Raw genomic sequence first — 22,694 nt, forward strand, 5'->3', positions numbered from 1 at the left:
GCAGTCGGCTCTGCCCGTGCGTAAAGCGTCTAAACGGGACGCGGGGCGCTACCCGTCTTTCTCGTCCCGCCAGCCGTCGGGTTCCGGGTGGTGGCCGTAGGCGGCGGCACGCACTGTTTCCTCGTCCTCCAGACCGGAGCCGATGGCGCCGCCGACGGTGGCCAGCGAGCTGATGAGCCACGCCAGGGTCAGGTAGTCGGCGATGTCGACCGGCCGCTGCACGACCTTCTCCAGCACGGACGGGTCGATCAGCAGCGCCGCGGCGAGCCCCGTTCCGGCGAACAGCAGCAGGTAGGACACCGCCGTGGCCAGGGCGAGAGTGACGGTCGTGCCCCAGTTGAAGAGCCGGGCCAGTTCCGCCGGGGTATCCCGATCCGGTTTCTCCCACAGGTCGTGCGCGACGATCAGCCACGTCACCAACCCGATCAGCGCGATCAGCATGATCACGGTGAGCCGGAGCGGGTCGAGCCCTTCGGACAGCTGCCAGACACTGGAGTTGGCGAGTCCGATCGCGGCCGTGCCGAACGCGCCGACCAGCAGCTTGGACAGGCCCAGCAGGGCACGCCCGGGGCGGTTGGCCCGGACCATGCCGGTCAACAGCCGTATCCGGCCGATCAGCCGCGACGCCACATAGTGCAGTTCCCCCGGGTCGCCGTCGCCGACCACCCGGTGGACGGCCGCGACCCGGCTCGACCGCCCGGTCTGCGCCTGACCGGGTCGGGCTCCCCGGTCGTCGGACCCGTCGGTGAGCAGCCGGTCGACCAGGTCCGGCACGGCCGTGCGGACCGCCCGCAGTTGACCCAGTCCCAACGCGGGCAGCGACACCACCGCCACCCGGCGCCGGGCCGAGCTCCGCGCGACCAGCGGAATCCGCTCGGTGTGCAGCGGCAGGTCGGTCAGGCAGATCGCGACGTCCCAGCGTTCGTCGGTGCGGCGCCGGGCGGTGTCGTCCAGGAGCGCCTCGACGCCGCCGTCGCGGCGCGGGGCCACCTCGCCCCAGCCCTGCCGGACACGCCACCGCACGTCCCGGTCCACGCGCTCCGTGAGCCGGCCGGCCAGGTCGGCGGTGAGCCGCGCCGCCGCCTGCGCCGGATGGTCCGGCGGGGTCGCCACCACGCCGACAACGATCTCCGGCCGGTGCTGTTCACCACGGGTCATCGGAACTCCTCACCGGACAGCTCGGGGACATCCGCCCGGACCTTCCCCGATTGGGCGCATCCATACCTCGATGCACCGGACCACTACCGCCCAGTGCCGCCCAGTACCGCCGGGCGGAAGACCGGCACGTCCATCCGGGGCCGCCCGGGGCCGGCGCTAGGGTCGAGCGGTGATCGTCGTGCACGGGTTCGTCGCCGCAGGCGGGCGCCTCGCCTGCTGGGCGGAGGCCGGTCCGCGCGGTCCGGCCGGGCGGCGCCGCAGCGGACGGCGGGCCGAGCCGCATCCGTTCGCGGTGGCGCCGCCGCTGCCGGGGGAGCCGGGCACGGCCGTGCTGCACCTGCCGTCGGTGGGCTCGGCACCGGAACCGTCGCCGGAGTCGGGCCTGCGGGCGCCGGGGCGCGGGGTGCGGCGGGTGCTGCCGTGGAGCGTGCCCGTCGGGTACCTGCCGCCGGGCGCCGACCTCGAGGACCTCGTCGCCGCCTGTGTCGGGGAGGTCGAGGTGCGGGCCGGGTCGTCGGTGGGGCTGCTCGCCGACCTGACCTGGTACGCCGAGGACCTGGTGCGGCGCGGGCGCGTGCTGCCCGCCGTCATCCCCGGAGACGGGCCGGGGGAGTTCCGCGCGGGGTGGCGCGGGGTGCGCACCGGGCAGGACGCGGAGCGGTTCGAGGAGCTGCGGCGCTCCGTGCCGGGCGTCGTGTGCGCGGCGACCCCGGAGCGGCCCGCCGAGGCGGTGCTGGCGGCCGCCGTCGACCACGCCGTCGACGGGCTCGTGCGGGCCCGGCTGAGGCGACCGCTGCTCGACCGGCCCGGCGCCGGGATCGTGCCGACCTGGCTGGCCGGGCTGACCGGCGACGACCCGGTGCTGCGCGGGCCGCACGAGTTCGCGGCGCTGCGCGCCCACCTGGACCGCTGGGCCGACAGCGGCCGGCAGGCGCCGGTGCGCACCTGCTTCCGGCTGTCCTATGTGGACGAGTTCCCGGGTGAGGAGCAGGGTGGGTGGCTGCTGGAGTTCCTCGTGCAGCCGGTCGACGAGCCGAGCCTGCTGGTGCCGGCCGAGGAGGTGTGGCGCGACTCCGCCTCGCCGCTCATGCGCTGGGTCGACTACCCGCAGGAGGTGCTGCTCGCCGACCTGGGCCGGGCGCACCGCCTGTATCCGGACCTCGGCGACGCGTTGCACGTCGCGCACCCGGCGCGGATGCGGCTGGACACGGCCGGCGCGTACCGGTTCCTGACGCATGCCGCGGTGCTGGAGGAGGCGGGCTTCGGCGTGCTGCTGCCCGCGCGCTGGCAGCGTCGCCAGGAGCTCGGCCTCACCCTTACCGTCCACAGTGGACAGCCGGCCGACCCGGTGCTGCGCGACCGCACCGTCGACCGCAAGGCGATCGTGCAGTACCGCTGGGGCCTCGCGATCGGCGACGAGTTCCTCAGCGAGGCCGACCTCGCCGAGCTGTCCCGCGCGAAGGTGCCGCTGGTGCGGCTGCGCGGCCGCTGGGTGCACCTCGACCGCGAGCGCCTGCGCGCCGGGTTGGCGTTCCTGGCGCGGGGTGGCTCCGGGGAGATCTCGGCCGGCGAGGCGATGCGGCTGGTGCGGCTGATCCCCGAGGAGACGCTGCCGCTGCCGGTCACCGGCGTGGACGGCACGGGCTGGCTCGCCGACCTGCTGACCGGTCGGGCGCACGAGTCGCTGGAGCTGCTCGACCCGCCGGCCTCGCTCACCGCCACGCTGCGGCCGTACCAGGTGCGCGGGCTGTCGTGGTTGGCGTTCCTGGACCGGCTCGGCGTCGGGGCGCTGCTCGCCGACGACATGGGGCTCGGCAAGACCGTGCAGGTCCTGGCATTGGAGGCGTTGTCGCGCAGCCGGGGTCCGCGCCCCCCGACGCTGATCGTGTGCCCCCTTTCCGTTCTGGGGAACTGGCGGCGCGAGATCGCCCGCTTCACGCCGTCCCTGACGGTGCACACGCACCACGGCGCGGATCGCCGGCCGCCGGGCGACGTGGACCTGGTGCTCAGCACCTACCAACTCGCGATGCGCGACGCCGACCTGTTCGCCGGGATCGAGTGGGACCGCGTCGTGCTCGACGAGGCACAGCACGTCAAGAACGCCACCGCCGCCACGGCCCGCGCCGTGCGCCGCTTCCCGGCCCGGCACCGCATCGCGCTCACCGGCACGCCGGTGGAGAACAGGCTCACCGAGCTGTGGTCGATCGCCGACTTTCTCAACCCCGGGCTGCTCGGCCCGGCGAGCACGTTCCGCGCGCGCTACTCCGTGCCGATCGAACGCTTCAACGACCCCGACGCCGCCGCCCGGCTGCGCCGCGTCACGCGCCCGTTCCTGTTGCGGCGGGTGAAGACCGACCGCGCGGTGATCGCCGACCTGCCCGCGAAGTTCGAACGCCGCCAGTGGTGCAACCTCACCCTCGAACAGGCGACGCTGTACCAGGCGGTGGTGGACGAGATGGTCGGGAAGCTGCGGGAGTACAACTCGTCGGCCCGGCACAAGGGCGTCGTGCTGTCGGCGATGACGAAGCTGAAGCAGGTCTGCAACCATCCGGCGCACCTGCTGGGCGACGGAACGCCGCTCGCCGGCCGTTCGGGCAAGCTCGACCGGCTGGAGGAGATCCTGGCCAACGCCCTGGCCGACGGCGACCGCGCGCTGGTGTTCACCCAGTTCGCGGCCTTCGGGCGGATGCTCCAGCCGTATCTGGCCGCGCGGCTGGGGACCGGGACGGCGTTCCTGCACGGCGGCACGCCCAAGGGTGCGCGCGACGCGATGGTGGCCCGCTTCCAGGACGGAACCGGGCCGGATGTGCTGCTGCTGTCGTTGAAGGCGGGCGGCACCGGGCTCAACCTGACGGCCGCCACGCACGTCGTGCACCTGGACCGCTGGTGGAACCCGGCCGTCGAGGCGCAGGCCACCGACCGCGCGTACCGCATCGGCCAGCAACGCGACGTCCAGGTGCACACGTTCACCTGCCTCGGCACCGTCGAGGAACGCATCGAGGGGCTCATGGCCGACAAGCGCACGCTCGCCGGCGTGGCCGTCGGCTCCGGCGAGGGCTGGCTGACCGGCCTGTCCACCCAGGACCTGATGGACCTCGTGAAACTCTCCCCGGAGGCGGTCGGTGAGTAGGGCACACCGTCCACAGTGGAGCGAACAGTTCCTCGGCATGCTGGAGGCGCTGCGCATGCCGACGCAGTTCCAACAGGGGAGGCGATACGCGCGGGGCGGGCGGGTCCGGTCGCTCGCGATCTCGACGAGCGTCGTGACCGGGCTCGTGGTGGACGACGACGGCGAGACCTACCGGGCCCGCATCGCGGTGCGGGCGTTCTCGGCAGCGGACTGGCACCGCGTCGAACGCGCGCTCGCCGCGGAGGCCATCCACGCCGCGGAGCTGCTCGCCGGCCACCTGCCCGGGGATCTCGACGGGCTCCTCGCGGGCTTCGGCCTGTCGCTGTTCCCCGCGGACCTGTCCGAGATCGCGCTGGACTGCTCCTGCGACGCCTGGCACAAGCCGTGCGGCCATGTGACCGCGACCTGCTACGTGCTGGCGGAGTCGTTCGACGCGGACCCGTTCGGCATCCTGGCCTGGCGCGGCCGGGGCCGCGAGGAACTGCTCGACAACCTGCGCGCGCACCGCGTCTCGGCGATCGGCCACGTGCTGGCGGGTGCCGCGAGGCAGGAGAGCGCGCCCGAGGAACCGGCGGACTTCTGGACGGCCGGCCCGCGGATGAGCCCACCGCCGGCAGCCGTGCCCGGGTCGGTCCGCCGCCCGGACGCCCTGCTGGAGCAGCTCGACCCGCTCGGCCTGACGGCCGGCCGCTTCGACGTGACCGACCTGCTCACCGCGGCCTACCGCGAGCTGTCCCGCCCGCCGTCGACCTGACCCGGCCGCCGGCCCGGCCGGGTCCGCACCACCCTGCACATTTCAGGCCGGTCCCGCTCAGGCGCAGCCGCGCAGCCGCACGTGGTCGATCGCCCGCCGGTGCGCCCGCACGCACAGCCAGCCGCGCAGCGTGCCGACGCCGGCGTCGTACCGGTACGGGTGCTCCCACAGCTCCACGAAGACGTCCCGGGTGATCGCGGCCGATTCGCGGCTGTCCCCGGTGATCCGCAGGGCCAGCCCGTGGACCGCGGCGGCGTGCCGGTCGTACACCTCGTTGAGCGCGGTCGCCGAGCCGGCCGCCAGTTGGGCCCGCAGGCGCGCATCGACGTTGTCCCCCACGGCTCGACCGTAGGGAACCGCGCTGAAGCGGCGCTGAGTCGATGTTGGTGTGCCACTTTTGCTCAGATCAACAAAAGTTACGATGAGGTGATCCGAATGTCTTTACGAGCGAAGCGGAAGCCCCTAGAGTTCCCGCGTATCGAGGGTGTTGCCCCAGTCACAGTGCGGTAACTCCCCAGCTCTTCACGAGGTGGTGCCATGGCAGCCGGTACGGGCGATTTCGGAGATATCGGGGGATCGACCCGCACCCGACTGCTCCGCCTGCTGCGTGACCGGGGCGCGCTGTCGCGTGCCGAGCTGGCCGACCGGCTCCAGGTCCCCCGTCCGCGGCTGCTCGCCGACCTCGACGCGCTGCTCCAGGAGGAGCTGGTCCAGGAGGCGGGTCCGGCCGCGAGCCGGGGCGGGCGGCGTTCGACCCTCGTCACGCTCGCGCCGAGCCTGCGCTTCGCCGCCGTCGACCTGGGCGCCACGTCGATCAACGTCGAGATCACCGACGGCCGGCTCGAACCGGTCGCCGCCCAGGCCGTCACGGCCGACATCAGGTCCGGGCCGAGAGCCATACTGCAACAGGTCAACGAGATCCTGTCCAAGTTCCACGCGGAGGGCGTGTACGAGCGGCTGGCCGCCATCGGCATCGGCGTGCCGGGACCGGTGAGCTTCCGGGACGGCGTTCCGGTGTCGCCGCCGATCATGCCCGGCTGGGACCGCTTTCCCGTTCGCGAGATCCTCGCCCGTGAGCACGGCTGCCCGGTGGTGGTCGACAACGACGTCAACATCATGTGCGTCGGCGAACGCTACGGCGGCGTGGCCACCTCGGTCGACAACCTGCTGTTCATCAAGATCGGTACCGGCATCGGCTGCGGCATCCAGCTCGGCGGCGAGATGTACCGGGGCACCGACGGTTCGGCCGGCGACATCGGGCACATCCAGGTCGACGGCCACGGGCCGGTGTGCTCGTGCGGCAACGTCGGCTGCCTGGAGGCGCTCTTCGGCGGGGCCGCACTGGCCCGCGACGCCACCGCCGCCGCCAAGGCGGGCACCTCGCCGGCACTGGCCGAACGGTTGCGCGCCAACGGTTCCGTCACCGCGCGGGACGTCGCCGACGGGGCCGCCGAGGGGGACGTGACCTGCATCCGGCTCATCCGCGACGGCGGCCGTCGCGTGGGTGGTGTGCTCGCCGGACTGGTCAGCTTCATCAACCCGTCGATGATCGTGATCGGGGGTGGGCTGGCCGGGCTCGGGCACATTTTACTGGCCGAGATCCGCAGCGTGGTCTATCACCGGTCGCTGCCTTTAGCCACGGGAAATCTTCCCGTCGTCCTGTCCGAACTCGGTTCCCGTGCGGGAGTGGTAGGAGCCGCCGTGCTGGCCAGTGAAGTCGCCTATGGACAACCGTCATGACCGAGACACTGCTGCGACTGACCGACGTCGTTAAGACGTTCCCCGGAGTAAAAGCCCTGGACGGGGTCCACCTGGAGGTGGCGGCGGGGGAGGTGCACTGCCTCCTCGGCCAGAACGGCGCCGGGAAGTCCACGCTCATCAAGGTCCTCGCGGGCGTCCACCGCCCGGACGGCGGCGAGGTGCTGTGGGGCGGCGAGCCGGTCTCCTTCAGCGACCCCCAGGCGGCGATGAAGGCCGGGATCGCCACCATCTACCAGGAGCTCGACCTCGTCGACGGGCTCTCGGTCGCCGACAACATCTTCCTCGGGCACGAGCCGCGCACCGTCGGATTCGTGCGCCGGGGCCAGGTGCGCCGCCGCGCGAGCGAGATTCTCGCCTCGCTCGGTCATCCGGAGATCCCCGTGCGACGCGAGGTCGCCAAGCTGCCGGCCGCCGCCAAGCAGGTGGTCAGCATGGGCCGCGCGCTGTCCCGGGAGGCCCGGATGATCGTCATGGACGAGCCCAGCGCCGTGCTCGCCCATGACGAGGTGGAGAACCTGTTCCGGGTGATCCGCGGGCTCACCGCGCGGGGCATCGCCGTCGTCTACATCTCCCACCGCCTGGAGGAGATCCGCGAGATCGGCGACCGCGTCACCGTTCTCAAGGACGGTCGCACGACCGCGGCCAACCTCGACGCCAAGACGACGCCCACCAACGAGCTGGTGGCCCGGATGACCGGCCGCACCATCGAGTACGTGTTCCCGCCGCGGCCGGACGCCGTGCCCGAGCGCAAGCCGCTGCTGGAGGTGCGCGGCCTCAAGCGGGCCGGGGAGTTCACCGACGTCGACCTGACCGTCCACAGTGGAGAGATCGTCGGCATCACCGGCCTCGTCGGCTCGGGCCGTTCCGAGGTCCTGGAGACGATCTTCGGGGCGCGCCGCGCGCACGCCGGCACGGTGACCATCGAGGGCCGGAAGCTGCGCGCGGGCAGTGTGCCCTCGGCCGTGCGCGCCGGGCTCGGCATGGCCCCGGAGGAACGCAAGAGCCAGGCGCTCGTCCTCGGCGAACCGGTGTTCCGCAACATGACGCTCGCGACGTTCGGCCGCTTCGCGAAGGCCGGCTTCACGGACGCGGCCGGTGAGCGGCGCGCCGCCGACGAGATGGCCGAACGCCTGGAGCTGCGCCCGCGCGACACCCGCCGGGTCGTGCGCACGCTCTCCGGCGGCAACCAGCAGAAGGTCGTCGTCGGGCGCTGGCTGCTCGGCGGCACCCGCCTGCTGCTGCTGGACGAGCCGACGCGCGGCGTCGACGTGGGCGCCCGCGCCGAGTTGTACCGCGTCATCCGGGACCTCGCCGACAGCGGCGTCGGCGTGCTGATGGTCTCCAGTGAAGTACCCGAGGTGCTCGGTCTCGCCGACCGGGTGGTGGTGATGCGCGAGGGCCGGATCGTCCGCCAGGCCGCCGCGCACGAGCTTGACGAACACACCGTTCTCGACCTCGTCATGGCGGGGTCGCTGCTGGAGGGGAGCCCGGTCGCATGACGGATCTGGCAAAGCCCGCGAGCGAGGCGCCCCCGGAGCCGCACGGCACCGACGCCCCGCGTAAGGGATCGTTCTGGACCGACGACGCCACCGAGCCGGTGCGTCGCAACCTCGGACTGGTGGGCGTGCTGCTCGCCATCTGGGTGGTGGGCGCCATCACGGTGCCGCGCATCTTCCTGAGCGGCGAAGGGCTGTGGAACAACGAACTCATTGTGCTCCAGCAGTCGGCCGCGATCGGCGTGATCGCCGTCGGGATGACGTTCGTCATCATCGGGGGCGGGATCGACCTGTCCGTGGGCGCGCTGGTGGCGCTGACGAGCGTGTGGTGCACGACCCAGGCGACGCAGGCGTTCGGGCCGGCCGGCATGGTGTTCACGGCGATTCTGGTGGGCGCGATCGCGGGGCTGGTCAACGGGTTCCTCATCGCGTACGGGCGGGTGGTGGCGTTCATCGCGACGCTGGCGATGCTCGTCGCGGCCCGCGGGCTCGCGCAGCTCATCTCCGGCAAGCGCACCCAGCGGGTCAACATCGAGAACGTCGGCATCACCGACATCGCCGAGAACCGCATCCTCGGCATCCCGATCCTGGTGTGGATGCTGCTCGTCGTGGCCGCCGTCGGCTGGGTCCTGTTGAACCGCACCACGTTCGGCCGGCGCACGTTCGCCGTCGGCGGCAACCCCGAGGCGGCCCGCCTCGCCGGCATCAACCTGCGCCGGCACACCGTCGCCCTGTACGTGCTGTCCGGCATCTGCTGCGGGATCGGCGCGGTGATGGTGGTGGCGCAGGCGACCGCGGGCGCCCCCGACCATGGCGACCTCTACGAACTGGACGCCATCGCGGCGGCCATCATCGGCGGCACCGCCCTCGCCGGCGGCCGCGGCTCCATCGTCGGCGCGATCCTCGGTGTCCTGGTCTTCAAGGGCATCACGAATCTCTTCATCGTCAACAACCTCGAGCAGGAGTACCAGCTCATCGTGAAGGGCGCCATCATCGTCGGCGCCGTGCTGCTGCAGCAGTTCCGGATCGGCTCGCTGCCGCAGTTGCGTAAGTCAGCTACATAACTCCCACTCCCAACCTCGGTCGTATCCCACCCAGACTCCGACCGAGCACACCCCTCGGAGGCCCGAAATGAGTAACTTGTCCCGTCGTGGAATCCTGTTCGGAGGCACGGCCGTCGGCGCCGGAGTTCTGCTCTCCGCCTGCACGTCCAACGACACCGGTGAAGACGACAAGCAGGCCGAGAGCCAGACCAAGGTCGGCGGCAACAACGCCGAACCCGGCAAGAAGGTCACCATCGGCTTCTCGGCACCCGCCGCGGACCACGGCTGGATCGCCGCCATCACCAACAACGCCAAGGCACAGGCCGGCAAGTACACCGACGTGACGTTCAACGCGGTGGCCGCCGGCAAGGACGTCCCCGAGCAGCGGGCCGCCCTGGAGACGCTGATCCAGCAGAAGCCCGACGTCATCGTGCTGCTCCCGCACGACGGCGCGCAGATGACCGCCACCGGCCGCAAGGCGATGGAGGCCGGCATCCCGGTCATCAACCTGGACCGCGAGTTCTCCGAGCCGCTGGCGTACCGCACGCTGATCAAGGGCGACAACTACGGCATGGGCGTCGCCGCCGGCACGCTGATCGGCCAGAAGCTCAAGGGCAACCCGAACGCCGTCATCGCCGAGATCGCCGGCATCGACGAACTGCCGCTGACCCAGGACCGGTCGAAGGGCTTCAAGGACGCGCTCGCCACGTTCGGCCTGAAGGTCAGCAACCGGGTCGCCGCGAAGTTCACTGTGCAGAGCGGCCAGGAGGTCACCACCAACCTCCTGCAGGCCGCCCCGAAGATCGACGCGCTCTGGAACCACGACGACGACCAGGGCGTCGGCGTGCTCGCGGCCATCAAGCAGGCCAACCGCAGCGAGTTCTACATGGTCGGCGGCGCCGGTTCGCTCGACGCCATGGAGATCATCAAGCGGGACGACTCGCCGCTCAAGGCGACCGTCACCTACAGCCCGACGATGGCCTCGTCGGCCATCTCCCTGGCCCGCCTGGTCGCGCAGGGCAAGGGCCTGGAGGACCTGGTCGAACTCCAGGTTCCCAAGCTGGTCGTGCTCCAGTCGGAGACGATCACCAAGGAGAACGTCGACAAGTACATGCCGCTGGGCTTCCGCTCCTAGAAGCAAGCCCCACATCGAGAGGAGTCCTACGTGGACGCAAGCGGTGAACTGCGTGTCGGCATGGTCGGCTACGCCTTCATGGGCGCCGCGCACTCACAGGCGTGGCGCACCGTGAACCGCGTGTTCGACCTGCCGTTACGGGCACGGCTGACCGCCGTCTGCGGCCGCGACGAGTCCAACGTGCGCGCCGCCGCCAGCCGGCTCGGCTGGGAGCGGGCGGTCACCGACTGGCGGGAACTGGTGGCGTCCGACGACATCGACGTCATCGACATCTGCACGCCGGGCGACAGCCACTGCGAGATCGCGATCGCCGCACTCGCGGCCGGCAAGCACGTGATCTGCGAGAAGCCGCTGGCCAACACCGTCGAGGAGGCCCGCTCGATGGTGGCGGCCGCCGAGGCGGCGCGGGCCGGCGGTGTCCGTTCGATGTGCGGGTACAACTACCGGCGCGTGCCGGCCGTCTCCTACCTGCGCCAGCTGGTGGCCGGCGGCCGGCTCGGCACCATCCGCCACGTGCGGGCGGTGTACCTGCAGGACTGGATCGTCGATCCCGAGTTCCCGCTGGTGTGGCGGCTGCAGAAGGACAAGGCCGGCTCGGGTGCGCTCGGCGACATCGGCGCGCACATCGTCGACCTGACCCAGTACGTCACCGGGCAGGCGGTCACCGGGGTCTCCGCGCTCACCGAGACGTTCATCAAGGAACGCCCGCTGCCCAGCGCCTCCAGCGGCCTGTCGGCGTCGGGCGGGGCCGAGACGGGCACGGTGACGGTCGACGACGCGGCGCTGTTCATCGCGCGGCTCTCCGGCGGCGCGGTGGCGACGTACGAGGCGTCCCGCTTCGCCACCGGACGCAAGAACGGCCTGCGGGTGGAGCTCAACGGCTCCAAGGGCTCGGCGGTCTTCGACCTCGAGCGGCTGAACGAACTGGAGTTCTACGACGGCACCGGACCCGGTGCGGAACAGGGCTTCACGCGCATCCTCGTCACCGAGCCCGACCACCCCTACGTGGCCGCCTGGTGGCCGCCCGGGCACGGGCTGGGTTACGAGCACTCGTTCACCCACCAGATGCGCGACTTCGTCGAGGCGGTCGCCACGGGGAAGGACCCGGAGCCGTCCTTCGCGGACGCGTTCCAGGTCCAGCGGGTGCTCGACGCCGTGGAGCGCAGCAGCGCTTCCGGCTCCGGCTGGACCGACGTGTAGAGGGGTGCACCCCCGCTGACCGCCATCAGCGGGGCACCCGAGCCTGGGGAGGCATACGATGACGAACGCAATGGGACGGGCGGCGGTGATTCTGACCGCGCTGGTGACCACGTTTGCCGGCGCCACCGCCGCGTGCGCCGATCCGCTCCCGCAGCGACAGGACGACCCCGCCGCCGTGCTGGTCTTCTCGAAGACGGCCGGGTTCCGCCACGACTCCATCCCGACCGGCATCCAGGCGATCCGCGACCTGGGCGCCGCCAACAACTTCACCGTCGAGGCCACCGAGGACGCGGGCGCGTTCACGCCGGCCAATCTGGACCGCTTCGACACCGTCGTCTTTCTCAGCACCACCGGGGACGTGCTGAACGCGACCCAGCAGGCCGCGTTCGAGGCGTTCATCGGCTCCGGCAAGGGCTACGTGGGCATCCACGCCGCCGCCGACACCGAGTACGACTGGCCGTTCTACGGAAACCTGGTGGGCGCCTACTTCCAGCGGCACCCGGCCATCCAGCCGGCCCGGGTGGTGGTCGAGGACCGGGCCCATCCGGCCACGGCACACCTCGGTCCACAGTGGACCCGCACCGACGAGTGGTACAGCTTCCGCGCCAACCCGCGCGCGAACGTCCACGTCCTCGCCTCGCTCGACGAGAGTTCCTACTCGGGCGGCGGCATGGGCGACCACCCCATCATGTGGTGCCAGAACATCGCCGGCGGCCGCTCGTTCTACACCGGCTTCGGCCACACGAACGAGTCGTACGCCGATCCGGCCCTGCGTCAGGTCCTGCTCGGTGGCATCCAGTGGGCCGCCGGCTCCAAGCAGGCCGACTGCCGCCCGGAGAACGGCTACACCGCCCTTTACGACGGTTCGACCACGGGCTGGTCGCAGGCGGGCCCGGGCGGCTTCAGCAACGCCGACAACACGCTCACGTCGTTCGGCGGGATGGGGATGCTCTGGTACGACGCCCGGCAGTTCTCCTCCTACTCGCTGAAGGCGGACTGGCGGCTGGCCGGCGACGACAACTCCGGCATCTTCGTGGGCTTCCCGCCGTCGGACGATCCGTGGTCGGCGGTGAACAACGGCTACGAGATCCAGATCGACGCGACCGACGCACCCGACCGCACCACCGGAGCCGTGTACAGCTTCAAGGGGCCCGACACGGCGGCCCGCGACGCGGCGCTCAACCCGCCGGGCCAGTGGAACACGTTCGAGCTGCTGGTCGAGGGCGAGCGCCTCCAGGTGTTCCTGAACGGCATCCGGATCAACGACTTCACCAACACCGACCCGGCGCGCGGCCTGGCCGGCCACATCGGCATCCAGAACCACGGCGACGGCGACGAGGTGGCGTTCCGCGACATCCGCATCAAGGAACTGACCCCGCCGCAGACCGGCGGCCCGATCCTCGGCGTGGGCGGCCGCTGCCTCGACGGCACGGACACGGCCGTGCAACTCTGGTCCTGCAACGCAAACACGAGCCAGCGCTGGAGCGCCCAAGGGCAGACGTTGCGGGTCGACGGCAAGTGCCTGGCCGCACCCGTCACCGCCAACGGTGCCCGGGTCACGCTCGCCGCATGCGATGACAACGGCCCGCAGCACTGGGTCCGCCAGGCCGACGGCACCCTGAAGAACCCCGCGTCCGGCCGCTGCCTGAGCGTGCTGCCCGGCACCACCCGCAACGGCACCCCGGTGCGGATCCTCGACTGCACCGCCGGCCCGCACCAGCTCTGGACCTCCCCCACCGTCTAGCAACAAGAGGAGCACCCATGGCCCGACCGATCACGTTGTTCACCGGCCAGTGGGCCGACCTGCCGTTCGAGGAGGTCTGCCGGCTCGCCTCCGAGTGGGGCTACGACGGCCTGGAGATCGCCTGCTGGGGTGATCACTTCGAGGTCGACAAGGCCCTGGCGGACGAGTCCTACGTGGACCGGAAGCTGGAGACGCTGGCCAAGCACAACCTGCACGTGTACGCCATCTCCAACCACCTCGTCGGGCAGGCGGTGTGCGACCACCCGATCGACGAACGCCACAAGGGCATCCTGCCGGCGCGGCTGTGGGGCGACGGCGAGGCGGAGGGCGTTCGGCAGCGGGCGGCGCAGGAGATGAAGGATACCGCGCGCGCGGCGGCCCGCCTCGGGGTGCGCACCGTCGTCGGCTTCACCGGCTCGTCGATCTGGCACACGGTGGCCATGTTCCCGCCGGTGCCGACCGAGATGATCGACCGCGGGTACGCCGACTTCGCCGAGCGGTGGAACCCGATCCTCGACGTGTTCGACGAGGTGGGGGTGCGCTTCGCGCACGAGGTGCACCCGAGTGAGATCGCCTACGACTACTACACCGCCCAGCGGACGCTCGACGCGATCGGCCGGCGGCCGGCGTTCGGCCTGAACTGGGACCCGTCGCACTTCGTGTGGCAGGACCTGGACCCGGTGAACTTCATCTTCGACTTCGCCGACCGCATCTACCACGTGGACTGCAAGGACGCGAAGGTGCGCACCGGCGACGGCCGGCGCGGGCGGATGGCGTCCCACCTGCCGTGGGCGGACCTGCGGCGGGGCTGGGACTTCGTCTCGACCGGGCGCGGCGACGTGCCGTGGGAGGACTGCTTCCGCGCGCTGAACGCGATCGGCTACGACGGGCCCATCTCCATCGAGTGGGAGGACGCCGGGATGGACCGCCTGGTGGGCGCGCCGGAGGCGATCAAGTTCGTCCGCAGCCAGCTCTTCGAGCCCCCGTCGGCCGCCTTCGACGCGGCCTTCAGCAGCAGCTGAAGAGGCAACCCTCAGTGGGCGGGTGGCCGCCCCGCCGGATCAGTCCGCACCACGCAGGCCGCCCGCCCGATTCGATCGGACGGGCGGCCTGCGGCAACTGGTGGTCACCGGGCGGAATTGCTGTCGGCCCGTTGCTCCGTGTTGTTCGGGGGCGCCGGTCCGGCGGAAACGCTCGCCGTCTGGAGGCTGTTGTTTGGGCCGCCGCGGTCGATGCCGAACCCGACGCTTGCGCCCTGCCGTCGTAGGTCGGCATCTCTTCGTCCTCGCCGGGTTACCCGTCGACGTCGGCCACCACCACCGTCTGTCCACTGTGGACGCCACGGATGGCGGCGGCAATTGTCAGCGGATCGATGCGGTTGTGGACATAGCTCGTCGTACCGGCGCGTAGTGCCGGCAGCAGGGTGTGCGCGTCGGCGCCGTCGACCACGACGAGTACACGCGTGGCGGGCGTCGACCCGAGCACGTCGCGTAGCGCGGCAAGGCTGTCCGCGTCGGGCCCACGGAGATGGAGCAGCACCACGTCGGGCCGCGTCGCGGCAGCGACCTTGGCCGCCCCGGATCCCTCACGTGCCTCACCCACGACCGTGATGTCGCCATGCAGGTCGACAAACATCCGTAGCCACTGTCGTGCCGCCGGGCGCTCGCTGACGACGAGTACCGGATCATGCGGGCACCGTCCTGCGGAACGGCGTACCGGGCTCGGGCGGTGGGACCGACTCCGGTCGTCCATCGAGGTGCGGCCGCACCGCGTCGGTGGGCACAGCCGTCCCGCGGAAGTTGGGAAGCCGATGCTCGACCCGGATCTGTCCCGGCACGATTTGCTGTGGGGAACTCCGCAAAACGATCCGCCGCCAACATTTTCCTTATCGGGCGCATTGCAATGTGCTCCATGTCGATACATAGACGGTGACGGGCATTCGCTGCCCCGGGCTACGGACACCGCTGGAGCCGCTGCGCCGAGCCGCACCGGACGACGTTCCCGGCGGACGACACAAGAAGTTAGCTATTTGCCGTCCTCGACGACCTTCAACGGGGTGCGTAACTCGGTCTTCGATGTCGCGGATGGTTAGCCGGCGCAGCTTGATGACGGCGTCGTCCGTCGGGAAGGGCGCCGGTTTTTGATGATCTTCCGGTGTCGGTAGTTCAGCGATTCGATAGCGTTGGTGTCGATGTTGGGATAAAAGTGTGACCGTCCGGAACGAGGGCTTTCGGGGAATGCGTATGGGCAGGCCGTTGCGCAGTAGGCTGCGAGCCCGTGTTGGTAGGTGGCCGACCCTGCGACCGGTCCGGCTGCCGACTGCGGACTGACGAATCCATTTACGCAACGTCTCGCTTGACAGACCAGCTCCGCGGCCGGCCTCCGGGAGCGGCACACCAGGTCGACCTGATCAGTCCGCAGCGACGTCTCGCCGTAGCCGCGCCGCCGCCTCCCCGACCTGGGCCTGCGCCTTGCGGCGATTGGTGAGTACGGCCTCGCCGTCGGACACGACGACCCGCCCCGCGACCCAGACATCGGTCACTCCCCGGGAGCCTGCCGCCCAGAGGAGATTGGCGACCAGTTGCTCGTCAGGCACCTCCAAGCCGGTGGCGAACGCCGGCGAGTCGACGGCGACATGAACCAGGTCGGCCCACCGGCCGGCCTCCAAGGCGCCGATATCGGAACGGCCCAGCGCGGCGGCGCCGCCACGGGTCGCCAATAGGAGTGCCTGCCGGGCGGTCACCGCGGCGGCGTTCAGGCTGGAGCTGCGGGCGAAGAGTGCGGCCGTCCGTGCCTCAGCAAGGAGGTCTAGCGAGTCATTGCTGGCTGGACCGTCGGTCCCCAGACCGACCGGGACGCCAGCCTGCAACATGTCGACAAGAGGCATTACGCCGGACGCGAGCTTCGCGTTCGAGCTGGGACAATGCGCCACGCCTACGCTGTGCCGGGCGTATAGCGCGATGTCGTCCGCGTCCACGTGCACCGAGTGCGCCACCAGCAGCCGGCCGGCGGTCAGGCCCAGCGTCTCCAGTAGTCGTGGCACCGAACCGTGGGTGGTTCGGATGGCGGCATCCTCGCCGATCGTCTCCGCGGTGTGCAGATGGACCAGCGCGCCACGGCGCCGTGCCTGCGCGCCTATTTCGGACAGCGCCTCGGACGGCAGCAGGTAGGACGAATGCGGGCCGTAAGCGAGCTCGATCCGCTCATGGTCGCCGTACCGCAGGCCGCGCTCGTCGATCACGCGGCCAATGCCATCCGTCATCTCCTGCCAGGTCTTCGAGGGCAGACCGTCCATGACCACGCCGGCCAATACCGCCCGCGCGCCGGCTTGCAGGAACGCCTCGGCCTGCGCATCGACCTCGAAGTACATTTCTGTGCTGGTGGTGATGCCGTGCAGAAGCATCTCGACTGCGCCGAGCAACGTGCCGTCAAAGATGTCGTGAGCGGTCATGCGGACCTCGGCGGGAAACATGGCCTCTCGCAGCCACCGATCCAGCGGCAGGTCGCCGCCCACGCCTCTGAGCAGCGTCATGGCACTATGCGCATGCGTATTGACGAGCCCGGGCAGCAGGATGCCGGACAACATCCGCTCGGGCCCCTCGACTGCCGGCGCGCTGGAATACGGCCCCACGTAGGCGATTCGGCCGTCACCGCCGACGTCGACGACAGCGTCACGGACCACTGTGCACGCCTCATCGCAGAGCAGAGCAGCAGGCGCACGGAACCGTTGCATATTGGGCGCTCCTCAAAACGTGAACCACTTGATGTTCCAATTGGCGTGTCAGCAACGACCAGGGTTGACATCCCCGGACGGTCCTCTTCGCGCCGGCGTCAGTGGGCTGACGGGTGCCTCCCGGCGCTTCGCAGACCGAATGCCTGTCGTGGCTTCATGGACCGGCGATCGTGGTGCGTGTGGCGGGCGGCGGCACGGCGATGGGGCCGGGCTGCGTGGTGCAAACCCGGCCCCTAACGGTCAGGCCCGGGTGGGCAGGACCCAGGTGTTTCCTGGACAAGGGCCGAGGTTGAGCGGGGACAGCCCATTAGGGCCGGGCGCGGTCAGGCAGAGACCAGACGCGGTGTTCCGCAGAATGTTGCCGGACTCGACGGTCCAGAGTTGGGTCGCGTCGGTCGTGCTGCATGTGCCGGTGCCGATTTGTGTGCCATCGGTGGTACTGCCACCGAGTGGCATCATGCAGGTGACAAGTGCTCGCAGTGCCCTACGGTCTGGAAGCCGATCCGCCGGTACACCGGCTCACCGAGGCCGCTCGCCTGCAGCGTGCCGATGCGCAGGCCCCGCTCCCGGCCGGCCAGCAGGGCCGCCGTGGTGACGGCGCGGCCGATGCCGCGACCACGGTGCTCGGCACGGGTGGCGACCCAGTAGATCCCCGCGACGCCATGGCTGATCGAGAGAGCCGAGGTGGCGACCGCACGTCCCGCGACGCGGCCGACGAACCGGACGTTGTACGAGTACGCACTTCGATCGGCGGCCTCGGCCTCCACAAATCCGCCGATCTGATCGTCGGGGATGGCGAAAGCCTCGGCGCAGACATCCGCATAGTCGATGAGGTCGGCCCGGCTCGTCACCTGACGGATGGTCAGGCCCGGCGGGGGTTCCTCGGCCGGGACCCGTGCCAGGTCGACCGCCATGAGCGGCAGGCGGGACATCCGGTTCGCGCCGAGAGCCACGAGTTCGTCCGCCAGTCCGGGTCGGCTGTCGGGACCTACCCACCACACATAGGGAACGCCGGCGAGCCGTCGGCCGGCTTCGGCCAGAGCCGCCTCGGCCGATTGGTGCTGGACCCGCAACACCCCGTTGAGCAGGGGATGGCGGAGACCGCTGCGGTACACGGGCAGGTCGGTGCCGATCTCACCGCCCCAACCGAGCCAGTACGCGCGCAGATTCGCCGTCTGAGCCCGGATCGAGGCGGGCTTGCCGAGGGTGGCCACCGCGGTTGAAGTTTTGTCGGCTTCCAAGTTCATGCCCACAAGAGACCGGCGGAAGGAGAAAGTTCCCCACCGTCGAAGTGATGTGGCTCACCGGCCGGCGGTCTCGCGCGTCGTACGGCGGCTGAAGTGTCGCGCGCCCCTTCCTATGCTGTCGAGGTGATGGTGCAGGATCTTGAATTGGCGTGCGCCGCGCAGGCAGGCGATCAAGACGCGCTGGCCGTGCTGATCAGTCAGCACATGGCGGGCCTGCGGGCGGTCGCGATCGCGATACTCGGTTACGGCGACGAGGCGGACGACGCGGTCCAGGATGCAATCCTCATCGCGCTGTCCAAGTTCTCGCAGCTGCGCGACGTGTCGGCCGCGGACGCGTGGCTGCGGGCTGTCGTGCGTAACGCCAGCCGGCGCAGGCTCCTGGCCCGGCGGACCATACCGGTCGCCGACATGACCGAGTTCGTCACCGGCGGCGAACTCGGACCGGACAAAATCATGGAACGCGCCGAGACGGCGGACTGGGTACAGCACGCGGTTGCCACTCTCCCGATACCGATACGGGAGATGGTGGTGCTGCGCTATTTCACCGCCTTCTCGTCCTACGCCCAAATCGCCGAACTGTGCGGTGTCCCGATAAGCACGGTACGGAAAGGGCTGTGGGGCGGGCGGCAGGCCCTGGAGCGGGCACTGCGGACGACGACGGAGGCCGCCTACGCCGGCGGCGCCGCAGCCGCCGAGGCGACCCGATCGGAAGCCCGAGCGACCGTGGAAGCGATTCTGCGCGCCGACGACGAGTTCGAGCGGATGGTCCACGACCGATTCGATCCGGCGGCTCTGATCAGCGTGTCCGGGAACCGTCTCGGCGGCCCGGCCGCCATGATCGACCTGTTCTGCCGCATGCTGACCGCCGACGTACGGCTGCGTTACCGGGACGCGTCGGCCAGCAGCGGCATCATGGTCTGGGAGACCGAGTTCATCAATCCGCCGCACGACCCCGACCATTGCCCACCCGCGATGGCCTGGCTGTTCCGGGTCGACGACGGCCGGGTGCGCACACTGCGGCTCTCCTACCGGCACGTCGAACTTTCCTAGCCGCGGTCGCACCGGGAGGAATCGATCGGTCGGCAGCACGGACGCCCGCGCCGCCGAGCCGGTCCCGAAATGGGTCGACCCGGCGGCGCCCCCCGTTTGACGCCCAACTGTCCGTTGAACAATCAACTGACAGTCGACTTGCCGCGCGTAGCCTACCGGGCATCGACGGTCGGCTGTCAACGGTCAGATACATAGTTCCGGTATGCAATCGACACGAGGTTTGACATTCACCATCCCAATGGTTGGATTGCGGCAGGGGGTGGGCACATGCCGGGGGACAGTGATGGCTCGACGCTTGCCGAGCGTCTCGACGAGCTGTTCACCCTGAGTCGTCCCCAGGGCCGCCAGTGGACCAACTCCGAAGTGGCGGCCGAGATCCGCAAGGCCGATCCGGAGATCAAGGTCAGCGGCGCCTACCTCTCGGCGATCCGCAGCGGCTCCCGACGCAACCCCTCGCGGGCGCTCCTCGTCGCCCTCGCCGGCTTCTTCGGCGTCTCGCCGGCCTACTTCTTCGACTCCGCGCACGCCGACCGGGTCAGCCAGCAGCTCGCGGCGCTCGACGAGATCCGGCAGGCGGGGGTGCGTTCGATCGCGCTGCGCGCCATCGGCCTGCCGGCCGAGAGCCTGGACGCGATGGCGGCCGTGCTCGACCAGATGCGCAAGCTCCAGGGCCTGCCCCCGATCCGGGACGGCGATGACTGAGCGACGCGTTCTCAAGGAACTGCGGCGTTCCTGCGAGGCCCGGCTCAAGGACCTCGACGTGCCGGCCGCCGGCGGCGTCGCGGAGCTGTGCGCCCGGGTCGCCGAGGGCCGCGGCCGCCCGATCCACCTCATCCCGATGGCGATGCCCGCCACGCACCCGTGCGGCTTCTGGGTCGCCACCCACGAGGCCGACTTCATCCTCTACGAGGCCGACACCAGCCGGACCCACCAGGAGCACATCGTGGCCCACGAACTGGCCCATCTCATCTGCTGCCACCGGGGCACGGTGACGCTCGACGAGGCGAGCGCGCGCATCCTGTTCCCCGACGTGGATCCGCAGGTGGTGCGGGACATGCTGGGCCGCGCGGCCTACACCGACGACCAGGAGCGCGAGGCCGAGGTGATGGCCTCGGTGCTGCTGGAGCGCCTCAGTCGCCCGGAGCCGCCACCGTCCGAGGCGGAGGGCGCGCTCGCCCGGATCACCAGCTCGCTGACGTATCGGCGGTCCGGCTGATGGTCTACCAGGTCCTCGAATGGACGTGCACGGTCATCGCGTTCGCGGCGTTCGCGTACCGGCTCGGCACGCTGCCCGGCAATCACCGGGATCCCACGCACGCGGCGCTGTGCGTCTACTTCTTCGGCTCGTTCTTCAGCTTCGTCATCGGGCTGGACGCGGTGTCGCCGCACGTCGCCGACCTCTTCCACTACCGCAACGTGACCATCATCCTGTCCCACGCGGCGGTCGTCGTGCTCACCGCCGCGCAGCTGGTGGTGCTGACGTACTGGGCGCTCCCGCCGGAGCGGGCCCGGCACCGCGCGCGGTTGCTGGTCGCCGGGTTCGCCGTGGCCCTGGCCGTCCTGGTGACGATGTTCCTGGTCAGTTTTCCGATGGAACGCCAGGGAACGTCGGCCACGTCGAGCCTGCTGAACCTGCGCAACTCCGGATACGCGCTCTACGTGGCGCTGTACACCGTGCTCATCGCGGCCGGCCAGGTGGTGACCGTGCGCGTGTCGTGGCGGTTCGCCGGGACGGCCACGCAGCCGTGGCTGCGCCGCAGCATGCGCACCGTCGCCGTCGGCGGCGTCTTCATCCTGGGCTACTGCGGCATGCGGCTGTTCCAGGTGGCGGCCACGCAGCTGAAGTACGACGTGACCGCGTACAACCCGGTGCAGTGGTTCCTCGGCGACGTCGGCTCACTGCTGGAACTGCTCGGCTGGACGGCCCCCGGCTGGGGACCGGCGCTGGCGGCGCTGCCCCGATGGGTGCGCGCGTACCGGCGTTACCACCAGCTGCGGCCGCTGTGGGAGGCGTTGCACCGGGCCACTCCGGACATCGTGCTGGGCGGGCCGCGTTCGCGAGTCGCCGATGCCGTGCCGGGCGACCTCGGCTTCCGGCTGTACCGGCGGGTGATCGAGATCCTCGACGGCCAGCGCGCGCTGCGCCCCTACCTGGCGCCGCCGGTCGACGCCAACGGCCCCACCGCCGAGGCGCAGTGGGTGCGGGAGGCGTTGAAAGCCAAGGCCTCCGGCCGACCTCCGGTGAGCGCACCGGCCCCGGCCCCGGGCGAGTACCCGGAGGACCTGGCCGGTGAGACCGACCGGCTGGTGGCCGTCGCCCGGGCGTTCCAGCGGGAACCCTGATCGCCTCGACCGGGGAGGAGCAGGCGGCCGCGATCCACGACACGATCGCGCGGCTGGTCGCGCTCGACGTGGACGCCGGTGGCAACGCCGCCGCCCGCGAGGCCGTGGCGGTTCTGCCGGCCGTGCTGCGCCGGGCCCGGGAGCGGCCGGACAGCGATCTGCTCGCCGCCGCGGCCGAGTTGGCGGAGGTCACCGGCTGGCTGCTCTGCGACGCGAACCGCCATCCCGAGGCCGACCGCGCCAACCGCGTCGCGCTGGCACTGTCGCGCCGCTGCGGCCACCGTTCGATGGAACTGTTCGTGCTGCACAACATGAGCCTGCAGGCGACGTATCTGCGGCAGCCGGAGCGGGCGGTGGCGTTGGTGCGGCCGGTGCTCGACGACGCACGGCTCACGCCGCGGCTGCACTCGATGTTCCGGCTGCGGCTGGCCCGGGGCCTCGCGCAGCTGGGGCGTCGGCGGGAGGCGTTCCACACCTTGGACCACGCGCGGAGCCTGCTGCTGGACGGCGTCGGCCACCGGGATCCGGCCTGGGCCTGGTGGGTCTCCGAACGCGGCATGTACTCCGCGACCGCCGCGATGCACGGCACGCTGGGGGAGTGGGCCGCGGCGCTCGACCCGCTGCGTCAGGCCCTGCGGATGGCGCCCCCGAACGCCCACCGCGACCGCTTCCTCTACCTGTGCACGCTGCTGCACGCGCAGATCGAGGTGGGGGACCGGCGGGAGGCGCGGGAGACGGCCGAGGCGCTGGCGGTGCTGCGCGGCCGGGTCGGCTCGGCGCGCCCGCTGGCGAGACTGATGGCGACGGTCGAACGCACCACGGGCCGCATGCGCGAGGCCGTGGAACCCCTACACGCCGGCCAGCTCTACTGAGCAAACAAGTAAATGGGCCGGCATCCAC

At 70.9% G+C, this 22,694-nt stretch carries 20 protein-coding genes; 14 read left to right on the plus strand and 6 right to left on the minus strand.

The genetic code is table 11. The features are described 5' to 3' along the window. Positions 1-48: 48 nt before the first annotated feature. Positions 49-1,158 carry a hypothetical protein gene (locus Val02_RS09650; RefSeq protein ID WP_203898609.1) on the minus strand — a complete coding sequence of 370 codons (1,110 nt, stop codon included), beginning with the start codon at positions 1,156-1,158 and terminating at the stop codon, positions 49-51. Positions 1,159-1,327: 169 nt separating this feature from the next. Here Val02_RS09650 and Val02_RS09655 point away from each other — a divergent pair, with 169 nt between their 5' ends. Continuing rightward, complete coding sequence (locus Val02_RS09655) at positions 1,328-4,288, plus strand: DEAD/DEAH box helicase (protein WP_203898610.1); 2,961 nt, start codon at positions 1,328-1,330, stop codon at positions 4,286-4,288. Further along, entirely contained in the window at positions 4,281-5,042 is a 762-nt protein-coding gene (locus Val02_RS09660; RefSeq protein ID WP_203898611.1) for an SWIM zinc finger family protein, read from the plus strand. Before Val02_RS09655 ends, Val02_RS09660 begins: the two co-directional genes overlap by 8 nt. 57 nt (positions 5,043-5,099) lie before the next feature. On the opposite strand, the gene Val02_RS09665 is transcribed toward Val02_RS09660, so the two are convergent. Then, positions 5,100-5,381 (minus strand): sigma factor, encoded by a 282-nt coding sequence (locus Val02_RS09665; RefSeq protein ID WP_203898612.1) that lies wholly within the window; start codon positions 5,379-5,381, stop codon positions 5,100-5,102. A 198-nt stretch (positions 5,382-5,579) separates the two neighbouring features. On the opposite strand from Val02_RS09665, the gene Val02_RS09670 reads away from it, so the two are divergent. The 7 genes from Val02_RS09670 (at position 5,580) to Val02_RS09700 (ending at position 14,443) form a co-directional block, all read left to right on the plus strand. After that, the gene (locus Val02_RS09670) at positions 5,580-6,782 is read left to right on the plus strand and encodes an ROK family protein (protein WP_203898613.1); all 1,203 of its coding nucleotides are present in this window, start codon (positions 5,580-5,582) and stop codon (positions 6,780-6,782) included. Further along, positions 6,779-8,302 (plus strand): sugar ABC transporter ATP-binding protein, encoded by a 1,524-nt coding sequence (locus Val02_RS09675; protein WP_203898614.1) that lies wholly within the window; start codon positions 6,779-6,781, stop codon positions 8,300-8,302. Before Val02_RS09670 ends, Val02_RS09675 begins: the two co-directional genes overlap by 4 nt. After that, positions 8,299-9,363, plus strand: a complete 1,065-nt coding sequence (locus Val02_RS09680; protein ID WP_203898615.1) for an ABC transporter permease — start codon at positions 8,299-8,301, stop codon at positions 9,361-9,363. The genes Val02_RS09675 and Val02_RS09680 overlap by 4 nt, the downstream gene beginning before the upstream one ends. A 67-nt stretch (positions 9,364-9,430) precedes the next feature. Further along, positions 9,431-10,477 carry a substrate-binding domain-containing protein gene (locus Val02_RS09685; RefSeq protein WP_203898616.1) on the plus strand — a complete coding sequence of 349 codons (1,047 nt, stop codon included), beginning with the start codon at positions 9,431-9,433 and terminating at the stop codon, positions 10,475-10,477. A 60-nt stretch (positions 10,478-10,537) separates the two neighbouring features. Continuing rightward, positions 10,538-11,677 carry a Gfo/Idh/MocA family protein gene (locus Val02_RS09690; protein WP_203898794.1) on the plus strand — a complete coding sequence of 380 codons (1,140 nt, stop codon included), beginning with the start codon at positions 10,538-10,540 and terminating at the stop codon, positions 11,675-11,677. A 58-nt stretch (positions 11,678-11,735) separates the two neighbouring features. Next, entirely contained in the window at positions 11,736-13,421 is a 1,686-nt protein-coding gene (locus Val02_RS09695; protein ID WP_239152643.1) for a ThuA domain-containing protein, read from the plus strand. A gap of 17 nt (positions 13,422-13,438) precedes the next feature. Further along, entirely contained in the window at positions 13,439-14,443 is a 1,005-nt protein-coding gene (locus Val02_RS09700; RefSeq protein WP_203898617.1) for a sugar phosphate isomerase/epimerase family protein, read from the plus strand. Positions 14,444-14,714: 271 nt separating this feature from the next. On the opposite strand, the gene Val02_RS09705 is transcribed toward Val02_RS09700, so the two are convergent. The 4 genes from Val02_RS09705 to Val02_RS09720 form a co-directional block, all read right to left on the minus strand. Beyond that, the gene (locus Val02_RS09705) at positions 14,715-15,344 is read right to left on the minus strand and encodes a response regulator (RefSeq protein WP_308439990.1); all 630 of its coding nucleotides are present in this window, start codon (positions 15,342-15,344) and stop codon (positions 14,715-14,717) included. Positions 15,345-15,831: 487 nt separating this feature from the next. After that, a complete protein-coding gene (locus tag Val02_RS09710) occupies positions 15,832-17,154 on the minus strand; it encodes an amidohydrolase family protein (RefSeq protein WP_203898619.1) in 1,323 nt (440 codons plus the stop codon). 240 nt (positions 17,155-17,394) lie between these two features. Continuing rightward, the gene (locus Val02_RS48650) at positions 17,395-17,613 is read right to left on the minus strand and encodes a ricin-type beta-trefoil lectin domain protein (RefSeq protein WP_203898620.1); all 219 of its coding nucleotides are present in this window, start codon (positions 17,611-17,613) and stop codon (positions 17,395-17,397) included. Next, positions 17,610-18,401: a GNAT family N-acetyltransferase gene (locus Val02_RS09720; RefSeq protein WP_203898621.1), complete on the minus strand. Its 792-nt coding sequence runs from the start codon at positions 18,399-18,401 to the stop codon at positions 17,610-17,612. Before Val02_RS09720 ends, Val02_RS48650 begins: the two co-directional genes overlap by 4 nt. 126 nt (positions 18,402-18,527) lie before the next feature. On the opposite strand from Val02_RS09720, the gene Val02_RS09725 reads away from it, so the two are divergent. From Val02_RS09725 to Val02_RS09745, 5 genes are all read left to right on the plus strand, one after another. Next, entirely contained in the window at positions 18,528-19,451 is a 924-nt protein-coding gene (locus Val02_RS09725) for an RNA polymerase sigma factor (RefSeq protein ID WP_239152682.1), read from the plus strand. 267 nt (positions 19,452-19,718) lie between these two features. Further along, positions 19,719-20,153, plus strand: a complete 435-nt coding sequence (locus Val02_RS09730; protein ID WP_203898623.1) for a helix-turn-helix domain-containing protein — start codon at positions 19,719-19,721, stop codon at positions 20,151-20,153. After that, positions 20,146-20,667: a hypothetical protein gene (locus Val02_RS09735; RefSeq protein ID WP_203898624.1), complete on the plus strand. Its 522-nt coding sequence runs from the start codon at positions 20,146-20,148 to the stop codon at positions 20,665-20,667. Before Val02_RS09730 ends, Val02_RS09735 begins: the two co-directional genes overlap by 8 nt. Next, positions 20,667-21,794, plus strand: a complete 1,128-nt coding sequence (locus Val02_RS09740) for an MAB_1171c family putative transporter (RefSeq protein ID WP_203898625.1) — start codon at positions 20,667-20,669, stop codon at positions 21,792-21,794. The genes Val02_RS09735 and Val02_RS09740 overlap by 1 nt, the downstream gene beginning before the upstream one ends. After that, positions 21,794-22,666 carry an NsdA family TPR-like regulatory protein gene (locus tag Val02_RS09745; protein ID WP_506022114.1) on the plus strand — a complete coding sequence of 291 codons (873 nt, stop codon included), beginning with the start codon at positions 21,794-21,796 and terminating at the stop codon, positions 22,664-22,666. The genes Val02_RS09740 and Val02_RS09745 overlap by 1 nt, the downstream gene beginning before the upstream one ends. The last annotated feature ends 28 nt before the right edge of the window (positions 22,667-22,694 follow it).

Source organism: Virgisporangium aliadipatigenens, assembly GCF_016863615.1.
In the GTDB taxonomy this organism is placed as follows: Bacteria; Actinomycetota; Actinomycetes; order Mycobacteriales; family Micromonosporaceae; genus Virgisporangium; species Virgisporangium aliadipatigenens.

What these genes read in the sequence shown, in the direction of transcription:
- Val02_RS09650 (WP_203898609.1), bottom strand. Translation starts at nt 1,158, where the DNA reads ATGACCCGTGGTGAACAGCACCGGCCGGAGATCGTTGTCGGCGTGGTG.
- Val02_RS09670 (WP_203898613.1), top strand. Translation starts at nt 5,580, where the DNA reads ATGGCAGCCGGTACGGGCGATTTCGGAGATATCGGGGGATCGACCCGC.
- Val02_RS09675 (WP_203898614.1), top strand. Translation starts at nt 6,779, where the DNA reads ATGACCGAGACACTGCTGCGACTGACCGACGTCGTTAAGACGTTCCCC.
- Val02_RS09680 (WP_203898615.1), top strand. Translation starts at nt 8,299, where the DNA reads ATGACGGATCTGGCAAAGCCCGCGAGCGAGGCGCCCCCGGAGCCGCAC.
- Val02_RS09685 (WP_203898616.1), top strand. Translation starts at nt 9,431, where the DNA reads ATGAGTAACTTGTCCCGTCGTGGAATCCTGTTCGGAGGCACGGCCGTC.
- Val02_RS09690 (WP_203898794.1), top strand. Translation starts at nt 10,538, where the DNA reads ATGGTCGGCTACGCCTTCATGGGCGCCGCGCACTCACAGGCGTGGCGC.
- Val02_RS09695 (WP_239152643.1), top strand. Translation starts at nt 11,736, where the DNA reads ATGACGAACGCAATGGGACGGGCGGCGGTGATTCTGACCGCGCTGGTG.
- Val02_RS09700 (WP_203898617.1), top strand. Translation starts at nt 13,439, where the DNA reads ATGGCCCGACCGATCACGTTGTTCACCGGCCAGTGGGCCGACCTGCCG.
- Val02_RS09705 (WP_308439990.1), bottom strand. Translation starts at nt 15,344, where the DNA reads ATGTATCGACATGGAGCACATTGCAATGCGCCCGATAAGGAAAATGTT.
- Val02_RS09710 (WP_203898619.1), bottom strand. Translation starts at nt 17,154, where the DNA reads ATGCAACGGTTCCGTGCGCCTGCTGCTCTGCTCTGCGATGAGGCGTGC.
- Val02_RS48650 (WP_203898620.1), bottom strand. Translation starts at nt 17,613, where the DNA reads ATGATGCCACTCGGTGGCAGTACCACCGATGGCACACAAATCGGCACC.
- Val02_RS09720 (WP_203898621.1), bottom strand. Translation starts at nt 18,401, where the DNA reads ATGAACTTGGAAGCCGACAAAACTTCAACCGCGGTGGCCACCCTCGGC.
- Val02_RS09725 (WP_239152682.1), top strand. Translation starts at nt 18,528, where the DNA reads ATGGTGCAGGATCTTGAATTGGCGTGCGCCGCGCAGGCAGGCGATCAA.
- Val02_RS09730 (WP_203898623.1), top strand. Translation starts at nt 19,719, where the DNA reads ATGCCGGGGGACAGTGATGGCTCGACGCTTGCCGAGCGTCTCGACGAG.
- Val02_RS09735 (WP_203898624.1), top strand. Translation starts at nt 20,146, where the DNA reads ATGACTGAGCGACGCGTTCTCAAGGAACTGCGGCGTTCCTGCGAGGCC.
- Val02_RS09740 (WP_203898625.1), top strand. Translation starts at nt 20,667, where the DNA reads ATGGTCTACCAGGTCCTCGAATGGACGTGCACGGTCATCGCGTTCGCG.